This is a genomic window from Bacillus sp. AR4-2 (assembly GCF_008274865.1).
Classification (GTDB): Bacteria; Bacillota; Bacilli; order Bacillales; family Bacillaceae_G; genus Bacillus_A; species Bacillus_A cereus.
On sequence record NZ_CP031062.1, the window covers coordinates 974,364 to 1,000,888 of the forward strand.

The following is a 26,525-nucleotide window of genomic DNA, read 5'->3' on the forward strand; positions in this document are numbered from 1 at the left end:
TTTTTTAGCGCTGGAATAAAACGAGCTTACCTGCAGTAGATGTACAGCGATGTGTTTTTTCATACAATCCTTTTTCTTGTAAGATAGATTCACCTTTTGCTTTTGCTTCTTTTTCAGTTGCCGCCTCGAATGATTCGTCTAATGCTTTTGAACCATCTTTTTCAAAGACTGTTAGAACGTATACTCCCATGAAAATTCCCTCCAATAATTAAAATCAGAATCTTATAATTATTTTGACATAAAATGCTACAATATGCAAAGAAATATATGACATTGCGTGGTAAAATAGAATGAAACTTTAATCATCGAGAATATTTTTATTCTCGATGATTATTAGTTTTCAGCGATTTTAATTTTGATAAAATGAAACTTTTGAAAGATAGGAAGGATCGTTATTTGTGAAACAAGTAAAGTTTATACATGCGGCTGATTTGCATTTGGATAGTCCGTTTAAAGGGATGGAGATGAATGTTGCGCAGTCTGTTTGGGAGAGAATGAAGCAAAGTACGTTTGAATCATTTGAGCGTATTGTTGATAAAGCAATTCAAGAGCGCGTTGATTTCGTATTACTAGCTGGGGATTTGTATGATGCGGAGACGAGAAGTTTGAGGGCGCAAGTGTTTGTGCGTGAGCAAATGAAGAGACTTTCGCAGTACGATATCCCTGTTTTTATTATTCACGGTAACCATGATCATTTAGGAGGAAGCTGGGCAGCAATTGAGTTTCCGGAAAATGTTCATGTATTTACTGAGCCTTATGTAGAAGAGAAATCATTTTATAAAAATGGTGAGCTATTAGCTTCTATTTATGGTTTTAGTTATTTGCAGCAAGCGGTAACGGATAATATGACAGCGCAGTATACGAAAATGAGTGATGCGCCTTTTCATATTGGCATGCTTCACGGAAGTGTGGAAGGAGATGCAGAGCATAATCGCTATGCACCGTTTCAAATTCGTGAGTTGAAAGAAAAACAGTTTGATTATTGGGCTCTTGGCCATATACATAAACGTGAAATTTTATCAGAAGAACCATACATTATTTATTCAGGGAACATACAAGGTCGTCATCGTAAGGAAACAGGCGAGAAGGGTGCGTACCTTATTGAACTTACGAAACAAGGAACGCAGTGTTCATTTTTCCATACGGCAGATGTTGTATGGGATGAAATGGAAGTTTGTATTGATAGACTTGAAACTGTTGATGAACTTATGACGAGCCTATCTACTGCGATGAATGAATGCCGAAGAGAAGAGGAAGGTACGCTATTAACTGTCGTATTCACAGGACAAGGCCCACTTTCCCCTTATTTGCGTGACGAAAAGCGCGTGGAAGAGATTTTTCACATTTTAGCATCTAGCGAAGAGCGAAAAGATTTTGTATATGCGATGAAGTGGAAAAATGAGACAGTTTCTTTTGCGGAAATCGAACGTTTGAAAGCGGAAAATCATTTCGTAGGTAGTGTGCTAAAGGAGTTAGAAGCTTTCAGCAATATGGACGGAGTATTGCGCACTATTTGGACATCACCTGTAGCGCGTAATAGTATTGAATCTTTTACAGAAGAAGAGAAGAAAGAGATTCAAAAGGAAGCAGAAAATATTATTTTAGAGCAATTATTCCAGCAAGAGAGGGATAAAAAATGAGAATTGAAAAACTCCATATTTATGGGTACGGAAAATTAGAAAATGTGGAAATGGATCTTTCCTTGCTGACGGTGTTATACGGTGAAAATGAAGCGGGGAAATCGACAATTCGCTCATTTATAAAAAGTATTTTATTCGGTTTTCCGACGAGAGGACAGCGCCGTTATGAGCCGAAAGAAGGCGGGAAGTATGGCGGTGCGATGACTGTGCAAACAGAGCAGTACGGTCGTTTGAAAATTGAGCGATTGCCAAAGACGGCAGCTGGCGAGGTGACCGTTTATTTTGAAGACGGGAAAACGGGCGGAGAAGAAATTTTAAACGATATATTAAGCGGGATGAATGAAAGTTTATTTGAATCTGTCTTTTCATTTGATATGCATGGCCTTCAAAACATTCATCAGCTTGGCGAAGCGGATATTGGCAATTATTTATTTTCGGCAAGTGCAGTCGGAAGTGATGCGCTATTGCAGTTAGATAAAAAGCTAGAAAAAGAAATGGACCAGCGCTTCAAGCCGAGTGGTCGTAAACCAGAAATTAACGTGTCATTGCAAGAGATGAAGAAACTTGAAGAGAAGATGAAAGAGTGGCAAGGAAAAATTGGCACGTATGAAAAACAAGTAGAGCAGTTAAAAGAAAGTGAAGAGAAGCTTGCTTCTGTTCGCGGGGAAAAAGAGAGTGCAGAAAAGCGAAAGCAAGATTATGAAATATTAGCAGCGCTTGAGCCACTCGTTATTGAAAAACGTGCGCATGAGAAAGTGTTAGAGAACGAGAGCGGGCAGTTTCCTGTAAACGGAATGGCGCGTTATGAAGCAATTAAGGCGAAAATGGAGCCGCTTCAATTACAAGTTGATTCGCTCCACAAGAAAATTGAGACAGTGCAATCGGAAATTGCTTCGATTCAAATAGATGAAGAGTTTTTACAAAAAGAAAGTTATGTAGAAGAACTTCGTATGCAGCATATGTCTTACGAAAATGCACGCCAAGAAATGCGTGATATGAGCGGGAATATTACGAATATAAAAGAAGAAATCGCAGAACTAGAACAACAAATTGGTACTACTTTTGAAAAGGAAACAGTTCTTTCATTTGATATGAGTTTGGCAACGAAAGAGTTAATTACGCAAACAGTGCAAAAGGCGCGCGAATTAGAAACGCAAAAAGCACAGCTCGATGATCGTTTTAAAGTAGCGCAAGAGCAATTAGAAGAACAAGAAGAAAATATAAGACAGATTAAGAAACAAATGTTAGTGGATGAAGAGAGAAATGTGTTAGTTGAGAAAGAGAAATCGTTCCAAGATGCGGCGTTTATCGGTATGGGCGCAGAGAGAATGAAGCGCAAGTATGAGGAAAAAGCAGGAGCAGCTAAGCAAAAGAAAAAGCAGTGGCAAAGAGTTTGTCTTCTGTTAGTTTTTATTAACACAGGCGTTTTATTCACAAGCTTATTTATAGATAACCGAGCGCTCTTATTTATTAGTGTCATTGTTTTTGTAGGGATTGTTCTCGCCCTTGTTTTATATAAAGATCCATCAAATGGATTACAAGAAGAGCTCCTTACACTTCAGCAAAGTGCCGGCGGGAGACAAAGTGAAGAAGCGATGTCTGTTCGCTATCAGTTAGAAAAAGATGAAGAGATACGTAAATTATTTGAGCGTGAGTCTTATAAGTTACAGCAGTTGGAACGAGCGTATGATAAAGTCGTTTCATCGTATGAGGAATGGGAGAGAGAAACGTTCCAGGCGGGAGAACAAGTCGATGCATATAAAACGCGCTATATGTTTCCTGAATTTTATACGTATGCACACATATTGCCGGCGTTTGAGCGTATTGAAAAAATGCAGCAATTATATCGTGAATTAGAGAAACAAGGCACGCGAAAATCTTCATTATATGAAATGATTTCGCAATTTGAACATAAACTAGAAACTGTTATCGGTAGTGCGGAGTATAGTAAGCTACACGAGGCACAAAGCCGTATGCAAAATGAGAAAGAGAAGCGCCAAACTTGTAAGCAGTTAAAAGAAAAACTGGCGGAATGGCAAGAAGAATATGAGTTTATGCAAGAACAATTAAAGCAATTACTAATAGAACGAGATGGTTTATGGCATATTGCAGCGTCTACAGATGAAGAGATGTTTTTAGAAGCGGGTAAACTAGCGGAAAAACGTGAAGATGCAGAGAAACAAGTGGGGCGTTTATTACCGCAAATTGATCTGTTAGAACAGCGTTTAACGAGTTTATCATTAGCTGAACATTACGAAGCTGACGGTTATGACGGAAAATTAAAGCAAGAACTGACAGTCGTACAAAACTGTCTGGCGCAAGAGAAAGAACTGACAGAGCGTATTGCGAAACATCGTATGGAAATTGCGAATTTAGAAGAAGGTAGTACGTACGGTGATTTAATGCATGAATGGGAAATGAAAAAAGCGCAAGTGCGTGAACAAGTGAAGAAGTGGGCTGCTTATGCGGCCGCAAAAACGGTGTTAACGAAAACGAAGCAATATTATCATGAAGTACATCTTCCTCGTATTTTACAAAAGTCAGAAGAGTATTTCGTCTATTTAACAGGCGGACGATATAGTAAAATCTTTTCACCGTCAGAGTCAGAGCCGTTTATTGTAGAGCGTAACGATGGTATGCGTTTTTACAGTCATGAACTAAGCCAAGCGACAGCGGAGCAGTTATATTTATCGCTGAGATTTGCACTAGCAAAAACATTTGAGCATGATTATCCATTTATTATTGATGATAGTTTCGTGCACTTTGACGCGGTAAGGACGAATCGAACGATTGAACTTATAAAGGAAATTGCAAAGGATAGACAAGTCATATTCTTTACATGTCATGCGCATTTACTCGCGTATTTTACAGAAAAACAGATTATAAAATTAACACATATGCGTAAAGAAAATGAGTTGTAGTGTGCTATACTAAAAGTAACTGATTTGGTGGAGGAATTCGAATGAAAAAGAAAATTGCAGAGTATGAAGTTGGTGAACAAGTCGATATTTTCTTGTTAATTAAAACAGCGACAAAAGGTATCGCAAGCAATGGAAAGCCATTTTTAACAGTAATCTTACAAGATCCAAGTGGAGATATTGAAGCAAAATTATGGGACGTATCACCAGAAGTTGAGAAACAATATGTAGCGGAAACAATCGTGAAAGTAGCTGGAGATATTTTAAACTACAAAGGACGTATTCAATTACGTGTGAAACAAATCCGTGTTGCGAATGAAAATGAAGTAACAGACATCTCAGACTTCGTAGAAAAAGCACCAGTGAAAAAAGAAGATATGGTTGAGAAAATTACGCAATACATATTTGAAATGAGAAACCCGAACATTCAACGTCTAACAAGACATTTATTAAATAAGCATCAAAACGAATTTTTAGACTATCCAGCAGCGACAAAGAACCATCACGAGTTCGTATCTGGACTAGCTTATCACGTCGTATCAATGCTTGATTTAGCGAAAGCTATCTCAAATCTATACCCGTCGTTAGATAAAGACTTACTATATGCAGGCGTTATTTTACATGACCTTGGTAAAGTAATCGAACTATCTGGCCCAATTTCTACAACGTATACGTTAGAAGGAAATTTACTAGGCCACATTTCGATTATGGTGAACGAAATTGGTAAAGCGGCAGACGAATTGCAAATCGATGCAGAAGAAGTATTAATTCTTCAACACATCGTCCTTTCTCATCACGGAAAAGCAGAATGGGGTAGCCCAAAACCACCATTAGTAAAAGAAGCAGAAATTCTGCACTACATCGATAACTTAGATGCAAAAATGAACATGATGGACCGCGCATTAGGACGCACAAAACCAGGCGAATACACTGAGCGTGTCTTCGCACTTGATAATCGTTCGTTCTATAAGCCGTCGTTCCATAATTAAAAGTGTGAATAAAGTGGCCTCATTAAGTTTTAATATGCTTAGTGAGGCTGTTTTTATAGGAAGTAAATAATATGATACAAAAAATATCTCGAATTTGAGATAAATCACTTGCTTTTTAATCACTTGAGGTGTAAAGTGATAGTAACGAAAGCGATTGAGTCATATGAAAACATACACTCAGTTGTTTTTGATTAAAACAAAGTAACTTATACAGTAAAAACTAAGATGAATTTACAAAAATATAATTAAGAATAAATTGAAAAGCTAAAAACCATATTAGTTGTGGGAAATGTTATTTTTTTAGTTGTCACTTGACTAGTAAAACGAAACGGAGGAATAACCAATGTATGAAATTAAAGGGCATCATCACATTTCAATGGTTACGAAAAATGCAAATGAAAATAATCACTTTTATAAAAACGTGCTTGGCTTACGTCGTGTGAAAATGACAGTAAACCAAGATGATCCGTCAATGTACCACTTATTTTATGGAGATAAAACAGGAAGTCCAGGTACGGAATTATCATTTTTTGAAATTCCATTAGTAGGAAGAACATATCGCGGTACGAATGCGATTACTCGAATTGGATTACTTGTTCCTTCAGAGGATAGCTTGCATTACTGGAAAGAACGCTTTGAAAAATTTGATGTGAAACATAGTGAAATGACAACATATGCAAATCGTCCTGCTTTGCAATTTGAGGATGCTGAAGGTCTTCGCTTAGTACTACTCGTTTCAAACGGAGAAAAAGTAGAGCACTGGGAAACTTGGGAGAAATCAGAAGTTCCTGCAAAGCATCAAATTCAAGGAATGGGTTCTGTAGAAATGACAGTGCGTAGACTTGATAAAATGGCGAGTACACTTACAGAGATGTTCGGTTATACAGAGGTTAGCCGAAATAATCAAGAAGCAATTTTCCAGTCCATTAAAGGAGAGGCTTTTGGAGAAATCGTTGTGAAATATTTAGATGGTCCTACTGAAAAGCCGGGCCGAGGCAGCATTCACCATTTAGCAATTCGCGTGAAAAACGATGCAGAGCTTGCCTATTGGGAAGAACAGGTGAAACAAAGAGGCTTCCATTCTTCAGGAATCATCGACCGTTTCTATTTTAAAAGCTTATATTTCCGCGAATCAAACGGAATCCTATTTGAAATTGCGACAGATGGCCCAGGATTTACAGTTGATGGAGATGTGGAACATTTAGGAGAAAAACTTGATTTACCACCATTCTTAGAAGGTCAGCGTGCAGAAATTGAAGCGAAATTAGCACCTATTGAAGAGAAGTAATAGAAGAGAAAATAAAATTTAAAACCACTGGAGGAATATAAAATGAACCAATTAAAAGGAATTCACCACGTTACAGCAATTACAAGTAGTGCAGAAAAGAACTATGAGTTTTTCACTCACGTCTTAGGAATGCGTTTAGTTAAAAAAACAGTAAACCAAGATGATATTCAAACGTACCATTTATTCTTTGCAGATGATAAAGGTAGTGCCGGAACAGATATGACATTCTTTGACTTCCCAGGTATTCCAAAAGGAGTACACGGTACAAATGAAATTTCAAAAACTTCATTCCGTGTTCCGACTGATGCAGCGTTAGCATATTGGGTAAAACGTTTTGACCGTCTTGAAGTAGAACATACAGGAATTAAAGAGCAATTTGGTAAGAAAACTCTTTCTTTCGTTGACTTTGATGACCAATACTATCAATTAATATCGGATGAACTTGATAAAGGGATCGAATCAGGTACACCTTGGCAAAACGGACCAGTTCCATTAGAATATGCAATTACTGGTTTAGGGCCTGTATTTATCCGCATTGCAAACTTTAGTTTCTTCAAAGAAGTGTTAGAAAAAGTTTTATTATTTAAAGAGGTTGCGCAAGAAGGAGAATTCTATTTATTTGAAGTGAACAAAGGCGGAAACGGTGCTTCTGTCATTGTAGAACATAATACAGTTCTTCCTGAAGCACAACAAGGTTTTGGTACAGTGCACCATGCGGCATTCCGCGTAGAAGATCGCGCTGTATTAGAAGAATGGATTGAGAGAATCAGTAGCGTAGGGCTTCCTTCATCTGGTTATGTAGATCGTCATTTCTTTGAATCATTATATGCAAGAGTTGCACCACAAATTTTATTTGAATTTGCAACAGACGGCCCAGGATTTATGGGAGATGAGCCATACGAAACACTTGGTGAAAAATTATCTTTACCTCCATTCCTAGAGCCAAAACGTGAAGAAATTGAAAAATTAGTTCGTCCAATTGATACAGTGAGAAGTACGAAGGAATTTATTAAAGAGTAAAAATAGAGATAGTAAGTAGGAGAGCAAGTAGTTTTAGCGGAGTGCTGGAACTGCTTGCTCTTTTATTTGTCCTGTTAAGTTTTCTGACAATTGTTTCTCAAGTTGTTAAAAAGGAAAAGTTTGGTATAATTAATTAAAATATTTAATTTTCTGATAATTATTTTTCAATGCATAGAAAAGGAGTGGTAATATACAATTTTAATAATTGTATAAAAATCCTAATTTTGTAATTTTGGAGAAAAGGAGATGCGAGTGTATGGGAGCAGATGTAGTAACGCGGGAGCAAATGAAACATTCTTTAGATGATTGGTATCGTGTAATGTTACAGCAAAATATAGAGAAAGCTACGGAAATGAAAGAGGAGATTGAAAGTAAGATTAGTGGGTTGGACGTGGATCAGGATGTATTGCTTTATCATGCGTTGTTGAATTTTAGATATGATGCATTGGTTGATTGGATTTCAGTTAGAGAAGATAGTTTTGATAAAGTGGAATCTTTCGAAATTCCAATAGAGGGCTTTTTAGCTTATTATTATCACTTCTTTAAAGGGTTTCATTGCACATTAATTTCAAATTATAACGAAGCGAAAGAACAGTATGAGCAAGCTGAGAAGTTATTGGAATATATTTCCAATCCGATAGAACATGCGGAGTTTCATTATCGGATGGGGAATTTCTATTATCATTCTTATCAACAAATCAATGCGATTGATTACTTGAAAAAGGCAAAAGAAGATTTTACGAAGCAACCAGGATATGAGATTAATTTGGCTTTATGTGAGAATATATTGGGGTTATGCTATGTTGATTTAAATCAATTTGAGTTAGCGGAGGAGATATTTAATCATTCACTAAATATTTTTCAACAAATTGACCATGAAAAATATATTTTAATGGTTAGAAATAACTTAGGGTTGCTATATGCAAATCAGAATTTATCAGAATTAGCAATTCGGCATTTATCCGAAGTAACAAAGAAAGCCCCTAATCATTTTAGAGCACTTTACTTGGAAGCTGATGAATATTTAAAAATAAATGAATTTGAAAAAGCGAGTGTCATAATAAGTAAAGGATTACATATTTGTAATCAGTTGAAGAATCAAGAATATCAATACCGATTCATGGTTTTAAATGTAATGAATACAAATGTTGATGCATTAGAGGAGGCTGTTATAGCGGGAGTTTCTTACTTTGAAAGAGAAGAATTGTTTGACTGTATTCAGGAATATACAGAACGCTTAGCAGATCAATTTTATAATATAAACAATCATGAAAAGGCTAGTAAATATTATCGCATGAGTAATGAATCAAGGAAAAAACAGGTGGCAAAAGGGGCGTTAAAATAATGAAAAAAATTGTATTAGCATTAATTGGATTTGCATTTACTTTTTCAGTTTTAGGTTCCCACGATTTTAATGCTATTGCTCTTAATAAGGGAGACACAGGCGGAGCACCAGCAAGACTAAACTATGTTAGCTTTAATAAGGGAGACACGGGCGGAGCACCAGCAAGACCAGACTACGTTAATATTGGTGACACAGGCGGAGCACCAGCAGATAATAGAGGCGATGGTGGAGCACCAGCCAACTTCAATAAAGGTGACGGTGGCGGTATTAGCAAACAAGACTCACACGCTGATCATTTTTAAATTAAATAATAACAAAGAAAGGGATCTCACAACGAGGTCCTTTTCTTTGTTATTAGGCCATGTAGAGAAAAGAATTGACTTACTTTAAATATGTAACTATAATAGTTACGGAATAACCATTAGTAATAGAAATGAGTTATATTTTTTTAGTATTATTGTAACTGAATCAGTTACAATTAAAAAAGAGAACATAAAATAACCAAAAAATGTAAAAACTTTAAATAGCAACAAGAGAAAGGAGACGGGAACTTTGAAAAGGTTTAAGTTTTATATGATTAGCGGTATTGTGCTCGTTTTGTTAATTGTTTGTAACTTCGTTGAGAAGCCGATTGCGAAGGTTGGCGAAGTGAAAGATACTGTTATGATGAAGCTGAATACGAAAGAGAGTATGGCGCAAATTGACGGGCAGACGATTTATTTTAAGCAAATTGGTGAGGGAAAACCCCCGTTACTCATGTTGCATGGGTTTGGTGGTTCTTCTGATGGGTTTAGTGATATTTATCCGGAACTAGTGCGAGACCATACGATTATTGCGGTTGATATTTTAGGGTTTGGGCGTTCTTCTAAGCCAGTTGATTTTCAGTATTCGTTTCCTGCGCAAGTGAATTTATATTATAAGTTAATGAAGAAGCTCGGATACGATCAGTTTGCGGTGCTCGGCCATTCAATGGGCGGAGAGATGTCCCTTAATTTAGCGTATTTATATCCGGATGCAGTGACGCATCTCATCTTGGCGGATTCTACAGGGATAGAGTCTTTCCAGCAAAAAGAAAGTTATGAAGTACCACCGCTATCGACGGACTTACAAACTGTAACTGAGATTGCGAAGTATAATAAAAATGAAGTGAAAAATAGTCGTGATGATAAAGAGCATTATGATCAGCTTACGAAAATGAGAGAGCGCCGCATTGCGATGGAAGCTGATAAAATTAAGGTGCCGACTTTAATTATATGGGGACGACATGATAAAAGTGTTTCTTGGAAAAATGGTGAACTGTATCATGGGCTATTTGCGAATAGTACGTTTCATATTATTGAAAAAGGATACCACGCACCGTTTCGTCAGGAACCAATTGAGTTTATGGAATATGTACAAGCATTTTTCGCGAAGCATCCACAATAAAAATTTTAAGCATAAATTCACTTCTTTCCTCATAAAGTGAAACTAATAAGGCTTGTCTAAGGAAAGGAATGAAGTGATTTGGAAACTTTACCATGGTGGGTTTATCTTGTAATTGTTGGGATTGTACTAAGTGGCTACATGGTTTTATATACTTCGAAAAAAGAGCAAGATATGGATAATGAGTTTATCGAAAAAGAAGGCGAAGTGTATATGAAGCGCTTAGAAGAAGAGCGCGAGAAACGTAATCAGGATAGTGATAAAGATTCGGTATTGCTTTAATAGATTACGTTTAAAGAAGAGAAATATATTGTATTTCTCTTCTTTTTTATTATGTTAAATATTTGTATAAGAGAAAAGTATATGTTTCATTTGTTAGCTGTCATTTTAAAATTGAAGACTTATTAAATGAAAAAATTGATATTTGCTTGAGGGTATTTTATATTTAAAATATTTAATATATGATTTTATTGTTTTTGAGGGAGATGAGAACTAACATGAATACAAAAAAATTTCAAACCTATGTGGCGTTGTCAACAAAAGACTGGAGTGCTGAAACATTTGTAAGAACCTTAGAAGAGATTGTATCTTCGGCAAAAGAATATGAAAATGATTATATTGAAGTCCATCAAGTACTAGAAATGGTAGTAACAGAAGTTGAAGTTGAGTATGTAATCATTCTAAATCATACGAGAAACTTAGATGATTTGGGGAAATACCTTAAATAATAATTTTTAAATACTGTTTATAAAAAGGAATGCTGTTCTATTTGGATAGAATGGTATTCCTTTTTGTCGCTGTTAATAATATAAGGGATTTTGATATGGAATTTTAAAAAGAGAGTGTTAATATTGGCCTCTAAAAAAGGGTGTAATCAGTATGACAAAGGAAAGACTTTTGGACACTTTACGTAAAAAAAAGAAAACGCCCTCTGTTAACCTTTCTGAAACAGAGGGTGTTTTTTGCATTTTACTTAAAGTTTTTGTTGTCCATCTTCTGTTTTAAATAGTAATGGGTAGTAGACTGTTAGAGCGAAAATTGCCGAATCTATAGTAAAAGTAACCATTCAAAGCCCAATTCATACACTATGATGGAGGCTTTTTACTTCATAACCGGATGAAAAAGGAGTGTAATCATGAAGAAACGTACTGTTAATGAAGCAGGAAGGAATGTGCCACAACCAATCCGCAGCGACGGAGCAGGTGCGATTGATTCTGGACCTCGTAATGTTATGCGGGATATTCAAAATCCGAATATGCTTGTTCCGCCTATAACGGATGCAGGGTTAGTTCCTAACTTGAAGTTTTCATTCTCGGACACTTCTATGATTTTGAAACAAGGCGGGTGGTCTCGGGAGATTACTGTTCGAGAACTACCGGTTTCGACGACGATTGCAGGAGTAAATATGAGTTTAACGGCCGGTGGAGTACGAGAACTACATTGGCATAAAGAAGCGGAATGGGCGTATATGCTTTTAGGACGGGCACGCATAACGGCTGTTGATCAAAATGGACGGAATTTTATTGCTGATGTTGGACCAGGTGATCTTTGGTATTTTCCGCCTGGTATTCCGCATTCCATTCAAGGATTGGAACATTGTGAATTTCTACTCGTTTTCGATGATGGACATTTTTCTGATTTATCTACTTTAGCTATTTCTGATTGGTTTGCGCATACGCCAAAAGAGGTGTTGTCGGCTAATTTTGGAGTACCTGAGAGTGCTTTTCGTTCTATCCCTTCAGATCAAGTTTATATTTATCAAGGAGAGGTGCCAGGTTCCCTTGAAAGTCAGGAAGTTCAATCACCGAAAGGAGAAGTTCCTTTAACATTTAAACATGAATTGTTAAAACAAAAGCCGATTAAGACGCCTGGTGGTAGCGTTCGAATTGTAGATTCCACAAATTTCCCTATTTCCAAAACAATCGCAGCAGCGCTCGTTGAGGTTGAGCCTGGCGGAATGAGAGAACTTCATTGGCACCCGAATAATGATGAATGGCAATATTATTTGACGGGGGAAGCGAGAATGACTGTGTTTCTTGGAAATGGTACCGCTCGTACATTTGATTATAGAGCTGGCGATGTCGGATATGTACCGTTTGCGACGGGGCATTATATTCAAAATACAGGTACCGAAACATTATGGTTTTTAGAGATGTTCAGAAGCAATCGTTTTGAAGATGTATCGTTAAATCAATGGATGGCACTGACTCCTAAAGAAATAGTGGAGAGTAATATACATGTTGGCCCGCAAGTAATGGATTCTCTGCGTAAGGAGAAGTGGCCTGTTGTGAAATATCCGGGGTTTTCATATAGTCCGAAAAGTGATGAGTAAAAATGAAAAATTGCGTTATTCTTTCTGGAGACTGATAAGAAGGGATGGCGTATTTTTTATGCCTAATCTAGTCTTTATCCCGCTATTTGCCGGGTAGTAAGACCCCCACCTCAAAATTCAGCTGAAGTAAAGAAGTTAGGTGGGGGGGGCGGGCTGTCCGTAAAAGTCCGATTGGTGAGGGCTGATTAAAGTTTCACTTTATTAGTATCCGTCCCTTGTATTATTGTTCGGGAAATTATTATTGGAGCATAGTATAGGGAAGATACATATAAAATAGCGCCATTATAAGCTGTAACGCATAAGTTGCGCAGGAAATGCAACGATAACTAGCTTTACTCTTCATCATTTATTTGAACATAATGGGCATAGAGAGGTGATAAACACAGTATGATTTTTAGTGAGCGTTTAAAAGAAGAAAGGGAAAAAAGAAATTGGTCGCAAAATGATTTGGCTGAAAAACTTCATGTGAGTAGGCAATCTGTTTCGAAATGGGAGACGGGAAAGAACTATCCGAGCATTGAAATTATTATTCATTTAAGTGATCTGTTCGGTATTACAATTGATGAACTGCTAAGGAGTGATGAAGAATTGACGCAGAAAGTAATTGAAGATAGTAAGCAATTGGCGTATCCAAAATGGAAGGTGTTTTTGGATAGTCTATTTATAATAGGAGTATTTTTATTTATTGCAAAAATCGTTGTATGGATGCTAAATAAGTTTGCTGGAGCAAGTATTACAATTGTAGCAGATGCGCCATATGTAATGAATCTTTTGCCCCTTGTATTCATGATTATAGGTGGTATAGGTTCTGATAAGTTGAAGAAAATATATAGATAAGAGAAAGATTTGAAAGAAATCCCCGACACTAGCTGTTCTTTTCACTTAAATTGTGTACTATAAAGGATAGGATGACATAAAGAAGGGGACGTATAGAATGGAATTTCATGAACAGAAAATTTTGCCGGCAGTGAGGCAAATTAAAGATTTGGAAAAGCTATTACATAGTTCGTATGAATATATCGTTATTTTAGATATTCATGTCGGCCAATTGAAGAGTGTTATATCGCTTGCGAAGCAATATTGTAAAAAGGTGTTTTTACATGTGGATCTAATTCATGGTTTGCAGAGTGATGGGCATGCGACGGAATATTTATGTCAGGAGTTTAGACCGTACGGGTTACTTTCAACAAAGGCGAGCGTTATTATGAAGGCGAAGCAAAAAGGTGTTGTGGCAATACAACGCATCTTTTTAATCGATTCGAGTGCGATGGAGAAGAGCTGCAATCTTTTAGATAAGACGAAACCGGATTATATTGAGGTACTTCCTGGAGCATTAACGGATGTTATCGCTGAAGTGAAAGAGCGTACTGGTGTACCGATTTTAGCAGGTGGTTTTATTCGTACTGTAGAAGATGTGGAAAGAGCTTTAAACGCTGGTGCGACAGCAATTACGACATCAAAACGCGAATTATGGAAACATTACCAAAAAAAGTGACGAAAATGTGAATTTTTTCGTTGACACCGCTTTCATTTACGGTTAACATTATAGACAAGTTAATAAACGTGACGGAGAAAAGTAGAGATCCACATTTCATTGTTTCTATATAAATTTATATAGAAGCGTGCAAGCTGTGGGTCTTTTTCTTTTGACAAAAACGAATGGCCATTCATTTTACCTCTATCACATTTGAAAGCGTTTAAATTGATTGTGGAGGGATACTATGTCAGCATTTTTAGGAGAGTTAATAGGGACTGCGTTGTTAATCGTACTTGGTGGCGGCGTTTGTGCTGGTGTAAGTTTAAAGAAATCGTTTGCGAAAGATTCAGGTTGGATTGTTATTACAATGGGCTGGGGCTTAGCAGTAGCGGTTGCAGCGTATGCGGTTGGATCAATTAGTGGGGCACATTTGAATCCAGCTTTAACGATAGGATTAGCATTTAAGGGAGCGTTCCCATGGAGTGACGTACCAGGTTATATCGTAGCACAAATGATTGGGGCAATTATCGGGGCAGTTATCGTATATTTACATTACTTACCACACTGGAAAGAAACAGAAGATCCAGGAACAAAGTTAGGTGTATTTGCAACAGGTCCAGCAATTCCGAACACATTTGCAAACCTTTTAAGTGAAATGATTGGAACATTCGTTTTAGTATTTGGTATATTAGCAATTGGTGCAAATAAATTTGCAGATGGATTAAATCCATTTATCGTAGGTTTCTTAATCGTAAGTATTGGTTTATCATTAGGTGGAACAACAGGATACGCAATTAACCCGGCTCGTGATTTAGGTCCGCGTATCGCACACTTCTTCCTTCCGATTGCAGGAAAAGGCAGTTCAAACTGGAAGTATGCATGGATTCCAGTAGTTGGTCCAATTTTAGGTGGATCACTTGCAGGTTTATTCCATCAAGTTGTATTTGAGGGAAAACAAAATTCAGCACTTATTTATGTGATTATCGCAACTGTGATTGTACTAGCAATCTCTTATATGACAAGTAAAAAAAGCGGAAGCAATACAAATAGTAGAAAAGTAGCATAAGGGGGAAACCGATATGAAAAAATATATTCTTTCATTAGACCAAGGAACAACAAGCTCACGCGCAATTCTTTTCAATAAAAAAGGTGAAATTGTTCATTCAGCTCAAAAAGAGTTTACACAACATTTTCCAAAGCCGGGCTGGGTAGAGCATAATGCACAAGAAATTTGGGGATCTATTTTAGCAGTTATCGCAACTTGCTTAAGCGAAGCGGATGTAAAACCAGAACAAATCGCTGGTATCGGTATTACGAACCAACGTGAAACAACGGTTGTATGGGATAAAACAACTAGTAAACCAATTTACAACGCAATCGTATGGCAATCTCGCCAAACAGCTGAAATTTGTGATGAGTTAAAAGAAAAAGGTTATAGCGAAATGGTTCGCGAAAAAACAGGTCTTTTAATTGATGCATACTTCTCTGGTACGAAAGTAAAATGGATTTTAGATAACGTTGAAGGTGCAAGAGAGAAAGCAGAAAACGGCGATCTATTATTCGGAACAATTGATTCGTGGCTTGTATGGAAACTATCTGGTGGTAAAGCACACGTAACAGATTACTCAAACGCATCACGTACGTTAATGTTTAACATTCACGACTTACAGTGGGATGATGAGCTTCTAGAAATGTTAACAGTACCAAAGAGCATGCTTCCAGAAGTGCGTCCATCATCTGAAATTTACGGAGAAACAATTGATTATCACTTCTTCGGCCAAAATGTACCGATTGCAGGTGTAGCTGGTGACCAACAAGCAGCATTATTTGGACAAGCTTGTTTCGGTGAAGGTATGGCGAAAAATACTTACGGAACTGGTTGTTTCATGTTAATGAACACTGGTGAAAAAGCAGTAGCTTCTGAGCACGGCCTATTAACAACAATTGCATGGGGAATAGATGGTAAAGTAAACTACGCATTAGAAGGAAGTATTTTCGTAGCAGGTTCTGCAATTCAATGGTTACGTGACGGAATGCGCATGTTTAAAGATGCAAGTGAGAGTGAAGTGTACGCAAATCGCGTTGAATCAACTGACGGTGTATACGTTGTACCAGCATTCGTTGGACTAGGAACACCTTATTGGGATAGTGAAGTACGCGGCGCTATGTTTGGTGTAACACGCGGTACGACGAAAGAGCACTTCATTCGTGCAACGCTAGAATCTTTAGCTTACCAAACGAAAGATGTATTATGCGCAATGGAAGCAGATTCAGGTATTGAACTGAAAACATTACGCGTTGATGGCGGAGCAGTTAAAAATAACTTCTTAATGAAGTTCCAAAGTGATATTTTAGATGTTCCTGTAGAGCGTCCGGTGATCAATGAAACAACAGCTTTAGGTGCAGCATACTTAGCTGGTCTTGCGGTTGGATATTGGAAAAACCAAGATGAAATTAAAGAACAGTGGCATATGGACAAACGCTTTGAGCCAACGATGGAAGCGAAAACAAGCGAAGAGCTATATGCTGGATGGAAAAAAGCAATTGAAGCAACAAAAGCTTTCAAATAATCATAAACAGTGTTATAATGGTGACAAGTTAATAATTCGGTAGGAGATTTGGAGAGACCACAACGCGCTATAGAGGCGAAATCTATAGCGGAGTTTGTGGTCTCTTTTTTCGTTATCAAAGGGAGGAATTACCATGAAATTTTCAAGTAAACAACGTAAAGACGTATTAAACGGAGTAAATAAACAAGAGTTAGATGTGATCGTAATTGGTGGAGGTATTACTGGTTCTGGTATTGCATTAGATGGAGCAACACGCGGGTTATCAACAATTGTGTTTGAAATGCAGGACTTTGCAGCAGGTACATCAAGTCGTTCAACGAAGCTTGTACACGGTGGTCTACGTTATTTAAAACAACTTGAAGTGAAAATGGTAGCAGAGGTGGGTAAAGAGCGTGCGATCGTATATGAGAACGGTCCCCATGTAACAACACCAGAGTGGATGTTACTTCCGTTCCATACAGGCGGTACGTTCGGATCATTTAGTACATCAATTGGTCTTCGTGTATACGACTTCTTAGCAGGTGTAAAACGAAGCGAGCGCAGAAAGATGTTTAACCGTGAAGAAACGCTAAACAAAGAGCCTCTTGTAAAAAAAGAAGGATTAAAAGGCGGCGGTTACTACGTAGAATATCGTACAGACGATGCGCGTCTTACAATTGAAGTAATGAAAGAAGCAATTGAGCACGGCGCAAAAGCTGTTAACTACGCAAAAGTAGACAGTTTCTTATATAAAGATGGAAAAGTATGCGGTGTACGTGTAATCGATTTACTAGACGGTGAAGTATACGAAGTTTACGGTAAGAAAATTGTAAACGCAGCTGGTCCTTGGGTAGATACACTTCGTGAAAAAGATAACTCGAAAAAAGGAAAAGTACTTCAGTTATCAAAAGGTGTTCACTTAGTAATTGATCAAAAACGTTTCCCGTTAGGTCAAGCGATTTACTTCGATACACCAGATAAACGTATGGTGTTCGCGATTCCTCGCGGCGGAAAAACATACGTAGGTACAACAGATACGTTCTATGATAAAGACGCAGCTGTACCACAAATGACAACAGAAGATCGCACATACATCATTAATGCGATTAACTATATGTTCCCAAGCGTAAAAATTACGGAAAAAGACATCGAATCAAGCTGGGCTGGTGTTCGTCCGTTAATTTATGAAGAAGGTAAGAGTGCATCTGAAATTTCTCGTAAAGATGAAATTTGGACTTCTGAATCTGGTTTAATTACAATCGCAGGTGGTAAATTAACTGGATACCGCAAAATGGCTGAAATGGTAGTAGACTACGTAACGAACTTACTACAAAAAGAAGGCCATAGTGCATATCCGAAGAGTACAACGAAACATATGCCAATCTCTGGTGGACATGTAGATGGTTCACACGGATTCCCAGCATTCGTTGCGAAAAAAGCTGGCGAAGGTACGAAATATGGTTTAACGACAGCACAAGCAGAAGAATTCGCAAAATTCTACGGCTCTAACGTTGATGTACTATTCGACTTAGCGAAAAAACATAAAGACGAAGCGAAAGAATATAACATGCCGCTAGACGTTCTAATCCCGCTTGTATACGCAATGGATTACGAAATGACAGTAAAACCAGTCGACTTCTTCGTACGCCGCAGAGGCGCTGTATTCTTCAACATCCACTGGGTATACGAGTGGAAAGAAGCAGTAATCAACTACATGGCTGCGAAACTAGGCTGGAGCAAAGAAGAACAAATGAAATACACAGCTGAACTAGAAAAAGCATTAACAGACGCTGTAATTCCTGTCGATCAACAAGAACAGGCGGCTGCTTTAGCGTAAAATAGAAAACCACCTGAAGGGGAGCCTTTAGGTGGTTTTTTTTATGGAATATTCTTCTAACTATATTGCATAACGACATATGTTGTTATACGATGTATATAAGGTGGTGGTATTGTTGGACAAAGAAATCTTAAAGGGAAGTATAGATATTTTATTACTTTCTATCATTGCAAAACGTGATACATACGGCTACGAAATAGCTCAAAGTTTAAAGGATGCAAGTGAAGATTTGTATAGTATGGGGCAGGGAACTTTGTACCCTGCTTTAAAGAGATTAGAGAAAAAGGAGTTTCTTGAATCTTATTGGAATGAATCTGAGAATGGGATGAAAAGGAAATTCTATACTATTACAGATAAAGGGAAAAAAGAATTGCAGAAGAAAGTGAACTCTTGGGAGAGTGTAACAGCATTAATTCAAGCTTGTCAGAAAGGAGTTATTTATGAGTGAATTTGACGAGTATATTAAGTCTATTTTAGCCTATTCAGAACTTAGTGATATTGAACAGGATGAGTTATTTCTAGAAATGTATGATCACTTGAACAGTTTGAAAGAAGAATATATGGAACAAGGTATGAATGAAAAAGAAGCAATTTATAAAGCGATTCAAAGTTTTGGAGAATCAAAAGTTATTGGCGTAGAGATTAATAAATCGGTATACGAAGTTCCTAGGCCATTAAAGGTATTATCAAAAATTTTATGTATTCCTTATATAATCATTTGTTTTATTGTCTTTTTAGGAACATTTATTTCAACTTCTACATTTGACTCTGTTCGCAGTTTGACAGGTGGGACTGTCTATCATCCCATTGAATTTTGGCAGCAATTTTTACATATATCTGATTTAGAAACGTTATTACAACTTTTTGGAATAACACTTTGGCAAGTTAAAGATTTTATTGCACATCCAGGTCCTTGGGGAAACTCAACTTATTGGTTAAGCGTTTTACAACATATAATATTAGTAGTTCCATTCGGATTTTTCGTTCCAGTGCTGATTAATAAAGTGACTAACTATAAGAAAGCTCGTAAGTGGTATGTTATGACCTTTCTTGTTTGGGAGATATTACATTTACTAACTTTGTCTGATGTTTTTGATGTGTGGCGGATTGCTATAAATATGCTCGGTGCGTCGGTAGGATATCTTTTATTTATAAGCATGATACAAATAGATAATAAATTTAGGATAATGCGCAAGAACATATTTGAAAATTAACTTGCTATTCTGTAGTTTAAATTATACAAATTTAGTTTGATGGTAATAGAGTATTGCTGAAAACATAGGTGCTATGTAGTGAGGGGATTTTTTATATTCGTAATAGGTGTTGTTCCTTGTTTATTCATCCTGTTATGAAGCGGGTACATAATCCGTCTTTATTGGTGCTATAAATGATGAGAGCGGCACAGCTGAACTAGAAAAAGTCTAGAACAACAAGAACAGGCAGCTGCGTTAGCGTAAGATAGAGAACCACCTGAAGGGGGAGCCTTTAGGTGGTTTTTTCTCTTGACTAAAAATAAATAAAATGTGTTACAATGATGATAGAGTATTTAGTGTGAATTTTGCATAAAATAAAAAAGACAGAAGCCTGAGAAACTTCTGCCTTGTGTAACCTAACTTGCTATTGTGGTGGTAGTAGGTGCGGTTATAAGACAATTACATTAACGTTTTAGCCGAGAACCGCCCTTACCTTTTCCACGAAGCAGGGTGGTTCTCGCTTTTTTGTATACAGAAATTAGCCACGGACCGACGTATCTTCTACCGATGACAACGCCAGCTCCGGTTAGGATACCATACACTAATTTAATTACAAACATCGCGATCATATTATCACCTCCCCCCTTTTTCAAAATGGAAGAGATGATTGCCACACCTACTAGTTATAGCTTATTAAGTTACATTTTAATTGTATTATGTTTTAAAATAGGGAACAAGATATATGGATGAAAATTCCTGTTTTTAAGCAGAGCATTAGTGTCAGGGGACAAGAAGTAAATAAATATTCATAAAAAAACGGTATGGACATTACCATCCGTATTTTTTTATGTATTTATAAAACTTTTCCATACAGTGCGTCGTCTAATATATGGGAAGGAGGAAATGATGTGGATGAATTAACGATAGAAGCGTTTGAAATAGAAGATAAGGAGGACCTTATCGACGAAATAATGAACAAGTATGGACAAGAAGTCCTACAGCTTGTGTATTCATATGTGAATAATAAAGAGGTTGCGGAGGATGTAACGCAAGATATATTTGTGAAATGTTATAAATCTCTTCATACATACAAAGGGAAATCGAATGTGAAAACGTGGTTATGGAGAATTGCGATTAATCAATGTAAGGACTATATAAAAAGTTGGTATAACAAAAAGGTAATCGTTACAGAGGATGAATTTGCGTATATTGGGATTCAAAATGATAGTGTCGAACAAACTGTCATTCAAAATGCTGAGGATAGTAGGTTAGCTTCTGCAGTAATGAATTTACCGATAAAATATCGAGAAGTCATTTATCTATTTTATTATGAGGAATTATCAATTAAAGAGATTGCTACAGTAATAGATGTGAAAGAAAACACGATAAAGACAAGACTAAAAAAAGCGAAGGAACTTTTGAAGGAAGGATTGGAGGAATAATCAAATGGAAGATCGATTAAAAGGCTTGCGAAAATCAATGGAGAACACAACGTTTAAACATTTGAGTTTTTCTGATCAGCACCAGAAGCAGGTGCGCGAAAAAATTAAGCAATCGTCCGAAAAGGAAGAAGATATCCTTTTAGCAGTGTTACAACTTCTTATGAATGAAAAAACAGGTTATGAATTGATGCAGTTACTAAGAGGAAGAGGGATTCAAAAATTCGAAGGTGATGAAGGGTCTCTATACACTTTATTACATCGTCTAGAACAGAATCGCTTTATCCAATCTAATTGGGATCACGCAGGAGCTAAATATTATCAATTAAATGATAAAGGAAACAAGATGCTGCGAAAGGCAGAAAAAAATGCTACGAAGGCACGATTTATATTAAAAGGCTTAGTACAGGAGTGAGAAAAAATTGAACAAAAAAGGGGAGCGTTTTTTAAAAGAAGTTACGAACCATATTAAATCAAAAGAAGCGAAGGACTTGGTAGCAACGGAACTAAATTTTCACTTAAAACAGACGAAGAATATGTGGATGGATAAAGGGTTAAGTGAGGAAGTTGCTGAAGATAAGGCTGTTGAACAAATGGGAAGTCCGATTAAACTTGGGCAAGAGCTTAACAAACTGCATAAGCCAAAGGTTGACTGGTTCTTAATTGGTTTATTAGTGGCTGCGATGGGGCTAGGGTTTTTGCCAATAATCGCTCTTGGGCATACGAACGATTTATTAATGAACAAAGTAATTTTTGTTATTCTTGGCATTGCAACAGCTATTGGGATCATGCTACTTGATTATCGGAAGTTAGAGAGGCTCGGGTGGCTGTTTTATACAATTGGTGTACTTATCTTGTTAATGATAAAATGTTTTCCGACTGGTTACGTGATTGGGGAAGCAATAATAAAAATTGGCCCCATCAAAATTGACTGTTTAATGACGATGCCATTCTTCTTTCTAGCTTGGGCTTCTTTTTTCAATAATAGTAGGTTAAAGTTTATGCATCTTCTCATGTTGTACGTATTTTCTTTATATCTATTTTCGACTATATCAATTCTTTTACCAATTTTCATCTATATTACGATGGTATTCGTTATGCTTTGGTGGAGTAAGCTAGGAAAGAACACGGCATGGCTCATTACGATTTTACCAATTTTACCCTTTATTATTAGGGATCTATTTTCCTGGTCTGCGGTAAAAGAATACCGGATAGCTAGAATTTTAGGATTTATAAATCCAGCGCATGATCAATGGGATTTACGTTTACAAGAGGCAATGTCTTCAGCAGGTTGGTTCGGTACATATGGAAATATAAAGTCTATCCGTGCTGCCCATACTGATTTTGTATTTGCAAGTTTGACTTACTATTATGGATATGTACTTGCGCTAGTTCTTGTCGTGATTCTTTCTCTTTTTGCAGTAAGAATAATGAACATAGCTTATAAAATAAATGATGGTTATGGTAAATTGCTTCTCGTTGGCGGAGTGACTCTTTTTGTAATCCATTTTATTTGTAACGTTGGCATGACCCTCGGGATATTACCACGTGTTTCTATATCATTACCTTTTATTAGCTACGGATTGATACCAACTCTGTTTCATGCATTTATAATGGGGATTGTGCTGAGTGTATATCGCCGTAAAGATGTGTCGTTTAGAATGAAGAAAACACCTTGATAATGATCAAGGTGTTTTTTGTAATATACAAAAAGAATTCACTATTATAACCAACTACGGCATACTAAAAGAACAACAAAAGTTATAGGGAGGACAAATAAATTGAGTAACCTTACGCGTTTACGTACACAAATTTTAATAACGAACACTTTCATAGAACTATTAAAAGAAAAACCATTCTCATCCATTACGATTAATCATATTTGCGAAAAAGCAATGATTCATAGAAGTACGTTTTACCGTTATTACGTTGATAAGTATGAGCTCTTTAGTGCCACGATAAATACTATTGCCATAGAGCTATTTGAACAAACGAAGCAAGGTTTGAATTTGGAACGTACATTTTTTGAAGAAGTAATTGACTACATAGATGTGAATCGTGCGTTGTTTTTTAATGTTACGAGTAAAAATAATAGCCGTGAATTATATGATAAGTTGATTCAACTTGGCGGGGAGTCCTTATATGAAAATGCAACGCAATATAACGACCCTCTTTCAAGACAAATCCAAAATTCAGATTATCCAAATGTGTTATGTGATTTTTATTGTAGTGGATTTTTTGAGATCGTAAAAAAATGGGTAAATAATGAATATCCGTATTCAAAAGAAGAACTCATCCATATCGTTAACAATTTTCTCATAAATGAACCAAAATAAGACATATGTCTCATTTTGAGACGTATATTCATTTTTATTCATCGTTTTCCTCTAAAGCCTATGATAAATTATTGAGCATAGCAAAGGAGGAAAGAAAAATATGAATAAGGTTTTTGATACAATTGGACGGTTTATCATCAAGTACGCAAAGATGAATATTGCACTTATATTATGTTTAACGATATTTTTCGTATTTGGTATAACGAAAATTGAGATGAAGATGGGGAATGATGTATTTCTAAGTAATACATCTGATGTTTATAAGGATACAGAAACGTACCAAAAACATTTTGGCGGGGATGGTATATACGTATTGCTTAGTGGAGAGAGTGATACATTGCTTTCACAAGAAACAAATAAAGCAATTGTAGAATTCACTAAAAAAGCAGAAGGTATTAAAGATATTACCGGATCAACACATTATGTTGGCTTATTAAATGAAATGTTATCCGCTCCTGCTCCTTCATTTTCAACATTTGATACAGGAGTAGCAAATGAGAAATTAGAAACAGCTTTGAAAAACTCTATTTCAAGCGAAAAAATGAATGAAATTAATAATAACGTCAAAAGCAGTTTAACGAATGAGCAACGTGAAAAAATGGGAGTGTTTATTCAGCAACAACTTGCAGCTGAACAAATGCAAGAAATACAAAAACAATTAGTCGCGCTCGGACATACTCCTACAGTTGATGAGCAAGAGAAAATAACGCAATCTGTTTTAACGGAAAAGCAAAATGATGAAGTTGCAAAGTATACGCAAAGCATTTTAACAGAGCAACAAAAAGATCATATGCAACGAGCTATTTTGAAAGCTCTACCGAATGTTCAAAATATGAATAATGATTTACTTCATGAAATCGTCTTTTCTAATAAAGGGAAAGTACCAGACCAATTGAAACAACTCATTCCTGGGAATGGAAAACACGTTGTGATTCAGCTTCACACATCAAATAATACAGAGATGACGACGTATGTACGTATGAATAAAGAGCTAAATGAACTTATTAAAGATACGAATTTCAGTCAAGGTGTAACAGTAAAGGTAGCTGGAATGCCTGCAATTTTAGGGGATATTCAAGAAGAGGTCATAACGACATTAGGAATCATGCTCGGTTTAGCGGTTCTATTAATGATTGTTGTACTATTCTTCGTATTCCCTGTAAGACGTCGTATTATTTCATTAGCCTTTGTGTTAATCGGATTAATATGGACATTTGGTTTCATGGGATGGGCCGGAATCCCGATTACGCTCGCAACAATGGCGACACTACCAATCATTATAGGGCTCGGCACTGACTTCGGTGTTCAATTCCATAATAGATATGAAGAGGAATATAAAACGAGTGGATGTAATGCGAAGCTTGCAACATTACATGCCGTTCGTCATATTGGACCTGGCGTGGGAATTGCAGTTGTGATTATGAGTTTAAGCTTCCTGACAATGTATTTATCGAAAGCGCCGATGATGCAACAATTTGGATTAACTTTAGCGATAGGTGTTATATTCTGTTACGTTGTTGAACTATTATTGATGTTCTCAACATTCTACTTATTAGATCGCAAAAAAGAAGTACCTACATTAAAAGGTGATGTAGATAAAAACACAATGTTATCACGTTTCTTAAATCAATACGCGAATCTAGCTATGAAACTCGCAATTCCTATTTTAATCGTTTCAGTTATTTTATCTGGTCTTGGATTTATAGCAGAAAAGTCTATACCAACTGAAACAGACCTAACAAAAATGATTCCGCAAAATATGGAGACATTAAAAAATACGAAACAATTACAAAAGATAGTTGGCTCTACAACATATATTACGTATTTAGTAGAAGCAGAGGACGTCACGGAACCGAAAGTAATGTCTTGGATGCATAATGAAAGTGAAAAGATTGAAAGCAAATATAAAGATGTGAGTGATGTCATATCACTGCCTAAAGCTATTTTGCAAATCAATGGGAAAAGTGCGTTGCCAGAATCTACTGCACAAGTAGCAAATGAGCTTGAAAACGTGCCAAATTCTCTGAAAGAAACCGTTATAAGTAAAAACAAAAAATACGCAACAGTTCAGTTCCAAGTGAATCCAGATCTGTCTTCGGCGGATCAATTGAAGTTGATGCATAACATATCAAAGGATATGAAGCCGATCGATGGTGTGAAAATGAAGCCAGCGGGCGCGCAAGTTATGATGCTGTATGGTATTGATAACATTGGTGCAAATAGTGAATTAATGATTGGCGCAGGGCTGCTCATTATTTTCTTATCTTTACTCCTTGTGTATCGCCGCGTAAAACATGCATTATATCCATTAATACCAATTGTTTTAGTATTAGGATTTTCGCCTGGTGCTTTAAAACTACTCGATATTTCATATAATCCGCTAACAACAGCGCTAAGCTGCCTTGTACTTGGAATTGGAACAGAGTTTACGATTCTCATTATGGAAAGATATCGTGAAGAAGAGGCGAAGGGACTGTCTCCCAAAGAAGCAATTCGCGTCTCTCTTTCAAAAGTGGGGCAAGCCATTACAGCTTCAGGATTAACAGTAATTGTTGGATTCTCAACGTTAATTTTTGTTAACTTCCCAGTCTTACGTGAATTTGGTATTACAACTGTTATTGATACAACACTTTCTTTATTCTGCGCTTTAACCATATTACCAGTCTTAATTGTGTTGTTTCAAAAACGTAAATAGATAGTTAGGAAAAATAACATTCTTATTGTAAAAAAACACCTTGAT

Annotated in this window: 24 protein-coding genes; 23 read left to right on the forward strand and 1 reads right to left on the reverse strand. The window is 36.6% G+C overall.

Features of this window, described 5'->3' with window-relative positions:
• Positions 1–4 precede the first annotated feature (4 nt).
• Complete coding sequence (locus DN399_RS05105; protein WP_000539552.1) at positions 5–190, reverse strand: YhzD family protein; 186 nt, start codon at positions 188–190, stop codon at positions 5–7.
• A 208-nt stretch (positions 191–398) separates the two neighbouring features.
• Between DN399_RS05105 and DN399_RS05110 the strand changes: the two genes are divergently transcribed.
• The 23 genes from DN399_RS05110 (at position 399) to DN399_RS05225 (ending at position 26,480) form a co-directional block, all read left to right on the forward strand.
• Entirely contained in the window at positions 399–1,640 is a 1,242-nt protein-coding gene (locus DN399_RS05110) for a metallophosphoesterase family protein (RefSeq protein ID WP_049107792.1), read from the forward strand.
• Entirely contained in the window at positions 1,637–4,561 is a 2,925-nt protein-coding gene (locus DN399_RS05115) for an ATP-binding protein (protein WP_149149383.1), read from the forward strand. Before DN399_RS05110 ends, DN399_RS05115 begins: the two co-directional genes overlap by 4 nt.
• 41 nt (positions 4,562–4,602) lie before the next feature.
• A complete protein-coding gene (gene yhaM / locus DN399_RS05120) occupies positions 4,603–5,547 on the forward strand; it encodes a 3'-5' exoribonuclease YhaM (RefSeq protein WP_000726638.1) in 945 nt (314 codons plus the stop codon).
• A gap of 343 nt (positions 5,548–5,890) precedes the next feature.
• Positions 5,891–6,835, forward strand: coding sequence for a ring-cleaving dioxygenase (locus tag DN399_RS05125; RefSeq protein ID WP_149149384.1), 945 nt, complete (start codon positions 5,891–5,893; stop codon positions 6,833–6,835).
• A gap of 42 nt (positions 6,836–6,877) precedes the next feature.
• Positions 6,878–7,855 (forward strand): ring-cleaving dioxygenase, encoded by a 978-nt coding sequence (locus DN399_RS05130; RefSeq protein WP_113303206.1) that lies wholly within the window; start codon positions 6,878–6,880, stop codon positions 7,853–7,855.
• Between the two features lie 256 nt (positions 7,856–8,111).
• A complete protein-coding gene (locus DN399_RS05135; protein WP_149149385.1) occupies positions 8,112–9,200 on the forward strand; it encodes a tetratricopeptide repeat protein in 1,089 nt (362 codons plus the stop codon).
• Positions 9,200–9,502, forward strand: coding sequence for a hypothetical protein (locus DN399_RS05140; RefSeq protein ID WP_006924771.1), 303 nt, complete (start codon positions 9,200–9,202; stop codon positions 9,500–9,502). Before DN399_RS05135 ends, DN399_RS05140 begins: the two co-directional genes overlap by 1 nt.
• 250 nt (positions 9,503–9,752) lie before the next feature.
• Entirely contained in the window at positions 9,753–10,625 is an 873-nt protein-coding gene (locus DN399_RS05150) for an alpha/beta fold hydrolase (RefSeq protein ID WP_006924772.1), read from the forward strand.
• A 78-nt stretch (positions 10,626–10,703) separates the two neighbouring features.
• Entirely contained in the window at positions 10,704–10,904 is a 201-nt protein-coding gene (locus DN399_RS05155; protein WP_000449223.1) for a sporulation YhaL family protein, read from the forward strand.
• Positions 10,905–11,119: 215 nt separating this feature from the next.
• Positions 11,120–11,350 carry a hypothetical protein gene (locus tag DN399_RS05160; protein ID WP_001093032.1) on the forward strand — a complete coding sequence of 77 codons (231 nt, stop codon included), beginning with the start codon at positions 11,120–11,122 and terminating at the stop codon, positions 11,348–11,350.
• 407 nt (positions 11,351–11,757) lie between these two features.
• Positions 11,758–12,954: an oxalate decarboxylase family bicupin gene (locus DN399_RS05165; protein ID WP_000747529.1), complete on the forward strand. Its 1,197-nt coding sequence runs from the start codon at positions 11,758–11,760 to the stop codon at positions 12,952–12,954.
• A gap of 387 nt (positions 12,955–13,341) precedes the next feature.
• The gene (locus DN399_RS05170) at positions 13,342–13,791 is read left to right on the forward strand and encodes a helix-turn-helix domain-containing protein (RefSeq protein WP_000577663.1); all 450 of its coding nucleotides are present in this window, start codon (positions 13,342–13,344) and stop codon (positions 13,789–13,791) included.
• A 97-nt stretch (positions 13,792–13,888) separates the two neighbouring features.
• Positions 13,889–14,449, forward strand: coding sequence for a glycerol uptake operon antiterminator GlpP (gene glpP, locus DN399_RS05175; protein ID WP_000394285.1), 561 nt, complete (start codon positions 13,889–13,891; stop codon positions 14,447–14,449).
• A 226-nt stretch (positions 14,450–14,675) separates the two neighbouring features.
• Positions 14,676–15,497 carry a glycerol uptake facilitator protein GlpF gene (gene glpF, locus DN399_RS05180; protein WP_086389231.1) on the forward strand — a complete coding sequence of 274 codons (822 nt, stop codon included), beginning with the start codon at positions 14,676–14,678 and terminating at the stop codon, positions 15,495–15,497.
• A 13-nt stretch (positions 15,498–15,510) separates the two neighbouring features.
• The gene (gene glpK, locus DN399_RS05185) at positions 15,511–17,001 is read left to right on the forward strand and encodes a glycerol kinase GlpK (protein WP_000760009.1); all 1,491 of its coding nucleotides are present in this window, start codon (positions 15,511–15,513) and stop codon (positions 16,999–17,001) included.
• A gap of 133 nt (positions 17,002–17,134) precedes the next feature.
• On the forward strand, positions 17,135–18,817 hold the full coding sequence (gene glpD / locus DN399_RS05190) for an aerobic glycerol-3-phosphate dehydrogenase (RefSeq protein ID WP_149149386.1): 1,683 nt from the start codon (positions 17,135–17,137) through the stop codon (positions 18,815–18,817).
• Between the two features lie 115 nt (positions 18,818–18,932).
• Positions 18,933–19,265 (forward strand): PadR family transcriptional regulator, encoded by a 333-nt coding sequence (locus DN399_RS05195; protein ID WP_000356630.1) that lies wholly within the window; start codon positions 18,933–18,935, stop codon positions 19,263–19,265.
• Positions 19,258–20,031 (forward strand): VanZ family protein, encoded by a 774-nt coding sequence (locus tag DN399_RS05200; RefSeq protein ID WP_025687727.1) that lies wholly within the window; start codon positions 19,258–19,260, stop codon positions 20,029–20,031. Before DN399_RS05195 ends, DN399_RS05200 begins: the two co-directional genes overlap by 8 nt.
• Positions 20,032–20,918: 887 nt before the next feature.
• Complete coding sequence (locus tag DN399_RS05205; RefSeq protein ID WP_006924784.1) at positions 20,919–21,452, forward strand: sigma-70 family RNA polymerase sigma factor; 534 nt, start codon at positions 20,919–20,921, stop codon at positions 21,450–21,452.
• A gap of 4 nt (positions 21,453–21,456) precedes the next feature.
• Entirely contained in the window at positions 21,457–21,864 is a 408-nt protein-coding gene (locus tag DN399_RS05210) for a PadR family transcriptional regulator (protein WP_000390147.1), read from the forward strand.
• 7 nt (positions 21,865–21,871) lie between these two features.
• Complete coding sequence (locus tag DN399_RS05215) at positions 21,872–23,128, forward strand: FtsW/RodA/SpoVE family cell cycle protein (protein WP_113303277.1); 1,257 nt, start codon at positions 21,872–21,874, stop codon at positions 23,126–23,128.
• 102 nt (positions 23,129–23,230) lie between these two features.
• On the forward strand, positions 23,231–23,785 hold the full coding sequence (locus DN399_RS05220; protein WP_023521355.1) for a TetR/AcrR family transcriptional regulator: 555 nt from the start codon (positions 23,231–23,233) through the stop codon (positions 23,783–23,785).
• 100 nt (positions 23,786–23,885) lie between these two features.
• Positions 23,886–26,480 carry an efflux RND transporter permease subunit gene (locus DN399_RS05225; protein WP_149149387.1) on the forward strand — a complete coding sequence of 865 codons (2,595 nt, stop codon included), beginning with the start codon at positions 23,886–23,888 and terminating at the stop codon, positions 26,478–26,480.
• Positions 26,481–26,525: the final 45 nt, after the last annotated feature.